This window comes from Microcystis aeruginosa LEGE 91341, from assembly GCF_015206885.1.
In the GTDB taxonomy this organism is placed as follows: Bacteria; Cyanobacteriota; Cyanobacteriia; order Cyanobacteriales; family Microcystaceae; genus Microcystis; species Microcystis aeruginosa_H.
Genome location: NZ_JADEXY010000184.1, coordinates 1 through 6493 on the forward strand (window position 1 = coordinate 1; position 6493 = coordinate 6493).

Here is a 6493-nt window from a genome sequence, read left to right on the forward strand (position 1 = left end):
GGGCTAGGGGGGATATCTTAATTTGTCTTTGATACCTTTGTAAAAGCTGTTGATGTGCCTCAGCCATTGATAACCCTAACCCCGGTAATTGATAATCCGTTTCAGGATGAGGAGACGCTAGGATCAGATTTCGGGCTAAATCATGTAACAAATCATGGACACGATAACTGGTTAGTTGTTCACTAGAAACCCCCGTTAATAATAAAGCCTTACCGCGTAAATATCTTAAAGTTTGCCTCGCTTCTCTAACCGGACAATTCCATAAAGTCGTCGCCATCTTTTCGGTAATGGTAACATCATCGGGTAACACCCCTAACCAGCTAAATTGTCTCAATCTTTGCCCATTTAACCGCTTTAAACTGAGATTAAAGCAAGCAATTAAACTATAATGTTTTCGTTTTTCTTCATTGGCAGTATCTCCAGCTTCCAAGCGGTCTAAAATTTCTAAATGAGCGATTTCTGCTCGTAAATCTTCGATTAATTCAGCCCAAGGAATCCCATCTTCAATTTGTGCCGCCGTTAACTCCAATGCTAAGGGTAAATAACCGACAATTTTGGCTAATATTTTGGCTTGTTTCTGATCTGCTAAATTTAATTCATGCTTTAAATAACCCGTTAATAAGGCTAAAGATTGGCTTTCCGTCATCACATCCAAATCATAACGAATTGCCCCTTTAACGGGAACTTCCCTAGTGGTTACTAATAATTTACATTGATTTACTGCTACTCTAAAAGGATCAATATCTTCTACATTCCAGAGATCATCTACTACTAATAAAGCCTTTTTATCTGCCAATAAAGTCCTCAAGTGTAAGGATGCCGCATCAATACCCGTCGGCTTAAAATTATAATCTCCTAAAGCTTGAATCCAGCCATGAAGAAAGGATAAAATATCTGGTTGTTGTCCTAATGTTGCCCAGAAAATGCCATCAGTAAAAAAAGCTTGAACCTCTTTTTCTTGTGCTAATGCCGCCGCTAAAGTGGATTTACCAATCCCTCCTAATCCATAAATCGCACTAATAACTAAAGTTCCAGTTTTTTCCGTTGTTTCTGACAATAAAAGTTTATTTAACTCAATACTAACCTCTGGACGTTCGACAAAATAACTCGGTTTAGGAGGAGCTTGATTGCGATAGGAAGAAGATTTTAAAGAAGCGGATATAACGGGTTTAGGTTCAGGATCAATATCATGGGTTTCTAATATCTCACACCATTCGGGATTGTTATAAACTCTTGCCAAAGATTCAGCTTCTAAAGATGCCCGACGATCTATACTTAGCTGTTTAGATTGTACCCCAATCACTAACCCATAACAAACAATTGCTGATCCCGATGTTCCTTGCCAAGGTGACTGATCTTTTCCTAATCTTTCTAATTGTTCATCGGTGGGTTGTATGTCTTGACTATCTTTAATATTTAATAACAAACGGTTATGAGGAACACGATTAGCCACATCGATAGTTCCCTCAATATGTAACCCTGTGGCGTATTTTATCTCATCTTCAACATACCGTAAAAATAGAGGAAAGCCCAAAAAGTCAAATTTAACTTTTTGGGTGCTACTCGCATCAGGTAACAACCCAAAACCTACAGGATCACAAGTTTCGATAGTTTCTGGTAATTCTACTAATGCTATATCGATATTATCGGGGGCTTTCCAAATTACTTGAGCGTCTATATCCTGCTTATCAGAATAGTTTGATGCTGATCTAAATCGTACTTTACAGTCGTTACTATTATCAAATAGATGCCGACAAGTCAAGAGTAAACGTCCCCCAATTCGATAGGCAGTGCCATACTTAGGGGCAACAATTTCTAAAGCGCGATCGGGTTGGAATTGGGGCATAACTTATCGGATTGATGTAACGTATTATTCTGGGATGGTGATGGGTTACGCTTCGCTAACCCATCCTACAAATTAACTGCTTTGGGGGCAAGCATTACGTCCCTAGGGGTATAAAATTCTAATCGGGAATATCATCACTTCCTGTCAATACAGGTTTTCCATCTTTCCAAATGGGTTTAAGGGGAATTTTAATTCTATGGGTGATCGTATCTTTATTGGTGACACCCCCACCCATTTCTACTACCCAAAATTTTAGCCCACCTTTGCCTTCTTTCGACTGCTCAACCACAAATTGAACCTCTAATTCAATTTCACCCACTTCAAAGCGAATCTGCTCACCCTCAGAGGCTAAAATAGATTTACTCAGTTCAACCCGCAATGCTTCTAAGGTTTCTCGAAGTCCAACTTTATTGATGGCCATATTAATTCTCTAGTTATTTTTGAAGGATGCAAACCAAAACCCTTTCAATTCTATCGTTTTTCTGAAACTTTAGGGCGGACGGGTTGCCTTTCTTAAATGACATAATAGCCCAACCCGATCGCTAAGGGAAGCGCGGGTTGGGAAAAGAAATCGACCTAATATTATCTCAAGACTAAAATGACAAATTGAATTAGTATCGAGCTATTTTGCCAATACAAGGTGTCAAGATCAAACTAAGGGGCTAAACGTCGCCTTTGCCAACTGCCATCTTCTTGACGATAATAACAGAGACGATCATGGAGACGACTGGGGCGACCTTGCCAGAACTCGATTAAACTAGGAATTAGGCGAAAACCGCCCCAATGAGGAGGACGGGGAACTTCACGACCAGCATATTCTTCTTTTAGTTCTGCTAGGCGTTTTTCGAGGATATCTCGCCCAGAAATCACCTCACTTTGATTGGAGGCCCAGGCCCCTAAACGAGATTCCCAGGGACGGACAAAAAAGTAATTATCCGATTCCTCCTCGCTGATTTTTTCTACAGTTCCCTCGATCCTAATTTGCCGTTGCAATTCTCCCCACCAAAACACTAGGGCCGCATTGGGATTAGCGATTAATTCCTGTCCTTTGGCGCTTTGGTAGTTGGTAAAGAGAACAAAACCGCGAGGATCGAAGTCTTTTAACAGTACCATGCGGGCCCGGGGTTTGCCCTCCGGGGAAATAGTGGCTAAAGTCATAGCGTTGGGTTCTAATCTTCCCGAAGATACTGCCCGTTCTAGCCATTGTTTAAATACAATGAAAGGATCGGCAGATATTTCGGACTCTAGCAATTCTTCAAGATTGTAGTCCAAACGCAGGTCAGCGATCGATATGTCCATGGTTTTGCTTGCTAAATTCTATCCTTTGAGATCCTACAAGATTCTAGAATCATGACTATCACCTCAGCTAGTGACGCGATCGAATCTCTGTTAGAAATGGCGGAACAGGGAGAAATTGACCCTTGGGATGTGCAGGTTATTGATGTGATCGATCGCTTTTTGGCAGAATTGGGGTTATTAAATGATCTAGATTTAGCCATGGCCCAGGCTAATTTACCCCAATCGGGACAGGCTTTTTTATGGGCTTCTATGTTAGTTTTATTTAAGGCTGATACCCTAGAAAGATTGTCTTTAGACCAGCAAGAAGAAAGTCTGATTGATGAGGAAATTAGCGAGTTAGAACGGGAATTAAGAACTTTACCCCGTTATCTAGAAAATCATATTCGCCGTCGTACTGCTGCCCCACCACCGCGCAAAAGACGGGTAACTTTACAGGAGTTAATCACTCAATTACAACAGATTGCCCTAGAGATTGAAGCTTTACCGAAACTGCCTGTAGTTGTCCCGAAACCCCGGCCTCAATCCCGACGGGAAGCGGTACAAATTATCACGGAATTGGCCCACCAAGAAAACCTGACGGAATTGGCAGCGGAACTGGACTTTTTTTTGCAGAGAAAGTTTTTTCAATTAGAGAAAAATGAGATAGAGTTTGAGTATTTATTAGATTTATGGCAGGGGGAAAAACCCTCTAGTCACTCGGCAACACAGGAAAAGGTGGCGATTTTTTGGGCTTTACTTTTACTGGCTTCTCAATCAAAAGTGGAGTTAAAACAGGAGGATTTTTATCAAGATTTAACTATTTCTTTAATTAGGGTTGGCTGAAAAAGTTTTTCCTGGGGGAGGGGTGTGGGGTTTTAAGCTAAGAGGCATTTTAACCTCTGATCCTTAGATTAGCTGAATCTCCCTCAATCCCTTTAATGTTGCCTTTTGCCTTTTGCCTCGTCTCAACAATTAATTTAAATTACGAACAGCTTATCTCCCTGACTCCTTTAAACATTTCTTTTTTTCTCAAACCATGTTTGTAATAATTCCCCGGATTCCTTAGCTAAAATTCCCGCGATTACCGGTAAACGATGGTTAGAAAAAGGACTATCAATAAAATTAGCCACAGTGCGGATAACTCCTGTTTTGGGATCGTCAGCACCGTACACTAATAATCCTAATCTAGCCTGAATGATTGCCCCGGCACACATGGGACAGGGTTCGAGGGTGACGTAGAGGGTACAATCATTTAAGTGCCAATTGCCTAACACTTGACTAGCGGCACGAATCGCCAGAATTTCAGCGTGAGCGGTGGGATCATGGTGTTTTTCCTTGCAATTAGCCCCTTGAGCGATTAAATGTCCCTCTTTATCCACGATAACCGCTCCCACTGGTACATCACCCCTGTCCCCCGCAGTTGCCGCTAAATTTAAAGCTAACTGCATCCATTGCCGATGTTTCCCATAAGCTTTTTCGTCAATAGACTTTAGATAGTCCCACATTTAGCCAGTAAATTATCTAATTTTTTCTCACCATCCAAAGCATACAAATCATCACAACCACCGATATGTTCATTATTAATAAAAATCTGTGGTACACTGCGTTTACCCTTGGCACGTTCCGCCATGGCTTGACGAGCGCTTTCATCCCCATCAATTTTGTATTCGGTGTATTTTACCCCTTTCCAACCCAGCAACCATTTAGCACGAATACAGTAGGGACAAGTTGCCCAAGTGTAAATTTCTACATTGGCCTTGATATTCTCGTTATAACGCCCAAAAAGCGAGTTAAATAGATTTAGCATCGTTCTTACTAAGTAGTTAGGTGTTAAAAACTGTCAGATGCCCCCCTTATCAAGGGGGGATTAAGGGGGGATCGACACCCCCCTTATCAAGGGGGTAAGGGGGGATCGACACCCCCCTTATCAAGGGGGGATTAAGGGGGGATCCATCTTCAATTTAATTATAACCAGCTACTTACTCTCCTATTTATCTTTATTTTATGGATTCTGCTACCAAAAAAGCCCAATTACGCAAACAACTAATTGCCCAAAGACGATCGCTTCCTAAGCATATTTGGCAAGAAAATAGTCAGCAACTTTGCAAAAATTTACAATCTTTACCCCTCTTTCAGCACGCTAAAACCATTCTCGCTTACTTCAGTTATCGTCAAGAGCCGGATTTAAGTTCCTTATTTTGTCAACACCATCGCTGGGGTTTTCCCCGTTGTGACGGAGATAGCCTGACTTGGCACTGTTGGACTGCCGACGATCCCCTAGAATTAAATCGTTATGGCATCTATGAACCAACAGCGATCGCCCCTCTCATTTTACCTGCCGAAGTGGACTTACTGTTAATTCCCGCCGTCGCTTGCGATCGCCAAGGTTATCGCTTAGGTTACGGGGGAGGTTATTTTGATCGTCTCCTACATTCCCCCGAATGGCAAGCTATCCCCTCGATCGGGATTGTCTTTGACTTTGCCTATCTCGATACCCTTCCCCTCGATACTTGGGACCAAAAATTACAGGCAATCTGTACCGAATCGAGAACCGAAATTTTTTAACAATTATTTCCCTATTCCCTCACACCCAATCCCCAAGCTGATCCCTGTCTCGGAGTCTCCTATCTCCTGTCTCCTGTCTCCTGTCTCCTGACTCCTTACCTCACCGTTAACTTTACTTTTCACCGACTACTCATATATTAAGTTTTATTGAATCCGATCGACCCTTAAGATAGCTTTGCTAGGATGAAGTTCGCATCAAGAGATGTTTAAAGTAATCACCGGAAAAAGTCAACAGGGAAGCAATGAAACACTTTCACGAACCATGGATTCAAGAATGGTGTCAAGAAAACGGCTGGACAGAGCTATTTCTCGAACGCTACAGTAATTATTGGGCATTCCCTCCCAATGCCGTGATGCCAGAACCAATTCCCACCAAAGTGTTACAAAAAATTAAGCGCCAAAAAGGTCTATCTCCTGCCGAAAAACTTTGGTTAGGAATGGCGATCGGATTGACTGTAACAGCTTTAATTCTCTGTGTCATCCTCGCTTGTCCTATGCCTATAGTTCTCGCTTTCGCTTTTGATGCTGTCACCGCAGCGCGATTGGAAGTAGAATATTAACCCAGCAAAAATTGAGCAGCAAAAACCTAAACAGGGGGAGATTTTTCCGAAAGTCTTCCCCTTTGCCGCGTTTTTCTGGACAGGGACGATCGATCTGTTCAACGAAACAGGTTAAAATCGGGCGATAATTTAAGAAAGTAGATTCATCGGCTTTTTAGCCTTCAGGAGTCAGTATTTAGGAGTCAGGAGATTATTTTTATTTATTCTCCCCACTTCCCTCTCCCCACTTCCCTCTCCCCCCACT

8 protein-coding genes are annotated in these 6493 nt (G+C 42.0%); 3 read left to right on the forward strand and 5 right to left on the reverse strand.

Translation table 11 applies throughout. The features are described 5' to 3' along the window. The 3 genes from IQ234_RS19235 to pdxH form a co-directional block, all read right to left on the reverse strand. Positions 1-1846, reverse strand: a 1846-nt coding sequence (locus IQ234_RS19235) for an NB-ARC domain-containing protein (RefSeq protein WP_193958257.1), incomplete at its 3' end; no start/stop codon positions are given. 118 nt (positions 1847-1964) lie between these two features. After that, a complete protein-coding gene (locus tag IQ234_RS19240; RefSeq protein WP_193958258.1) occupies positions 1965-2267 on the reverse strand; it encodes a trypco2 family protein in 303 nt (100 codons plus the stop codon). Positions 2268-2500: 233 nt separating this feature from the next. Then, a complete protein-coding gene (pdxH, locus tag IQ234_RS19245) occupies positions 2501-3145 on the reverse strand; it encodes a pyridoxamine 5'-phosphate oxidase (RefSeq protein ID WP_193958259.1) in 645 nt (214 codons plus the stop codon). A 51-nt stretch (positions 3146-3196) separates the two neighbouring features. Here pdxH and IQ234_RS19250 point away from each other — a divergent pair, with 51 nt between their 5' ends. After that, on the forward strand, positions 3197-3967 hold the full coding sequence (locus IQ234_RS19250; RefSeq protein ID WP_193958260.1) for a segregation/condensation protein A: 771 nt from the start codon (positions 3197-3199) through the stop codon (positions 3965-3967). A gap of 167 nt (positions 3968-4134) precedes the next feature. On the opposite strand, the gene tadA is transcribed toward IQ234_RS19250, so the two are convergent. Continuing rightward, a complete protein-coding gene (gene tadA / locus IQ234_RS19255; RefSeq protein WP_193958261.1) occupies positions 4135-4629 on the reverse strand; it encodes a tRNA adenosine(34) deaminase TadA in 495 nt (164 codons plus the stop codon). Continuing rightward, entirely contained in the window at positions 4614-4931 is a 318-nt protein-coding gene (grxC, locus tag IQ234_RS19260; protein ID WP_002780215.1) for a glutaredoxin 3, read from the reverse strand. Before grxC ends, tadA begins: the two co-directional genes overlap by 16 nt. Positions 4932-5128: 197 nt before the next feature. On the opposite strand from grxC, the gene IQ234_RS19265 reads away from it, so the two are divergent. Then, a complete protein-coding gene (locus tag IQ234_RS19265; RefSeq protein ID WP_002786160.1) occupies positions 5129-5689 on the forward strand; it encodes a 5-formyltetrahydrofolate cyclo-ligase in 561 nt (186 codons plus the stop codon). Between the two features lie 242 nt (positions 5690-5931). Beyond that, positions 5932-6249 (forward strand): hypothetical protein, encoded by a 318-nt coding sequence (locus tag IQ234_RS19270; protein ID WP_045358181.1) that lies wholly within the window; start codon positions 5932-5934, stop codon positions 6247-6249. The last annotated feature ends 244 nt before the right edge of the window (positions 6250-6493 follow it).

What these genes read in the sequence shown, in the direction of transcription:
- pdxH (WP_193958259.1), bottom strand. Translation starts at nt 3,145, where the DNA reads ATGGACATATCGATCGCTGACCTGCGTTTGGACTACAATCTTGAAGAA.
- grxC (WP_002780215.1), bottom strand. Translation starts at nt 4,931, where the DNA reads ATGCTAAATCTATTTAACTCGCTTTTTGGGCGTTATAACGAGAATATC.
- IQ234_RS19265 (WP_002786160.1), top strand. Translation starts at nt 5,129, where the DNA reads ATGGATTCTGCTACCAAAAAAGCCCAATTACGCAAACAACTAATTGCC.
- IQ234_RS19240 (WP_193958258.1), bottom strand. Translation starts at nt 2,267, where the DNA reads ATGGCCATCAATAAAGTTGGACTTCGAGAAACCTTAGAAGCATTGCGG.
- IQ234_RS19250 (WP_193958260.1), top strand. Translation starts at nt 3,197, where the DNA reads ATGACTATCACCTCAGCTAGTGACGCGATCGAATCTCTGTTAGAAATG.
- tadA (WP_193958261.1), bottom strand. Translation starts at nt 4,629, where the DNA reads ATGTGGGACTATCTAAAGTCTATTGACGAAAAAGCTTATGGGAAACAT.
- IQ234_RS19270 (WP_045358181.1), top strand. Translation starts at nt 5,932, where the DNA reads ATGAAACACTTTCACGAACCATGGATTCAAGAATGGTGTCAAGAAAAC.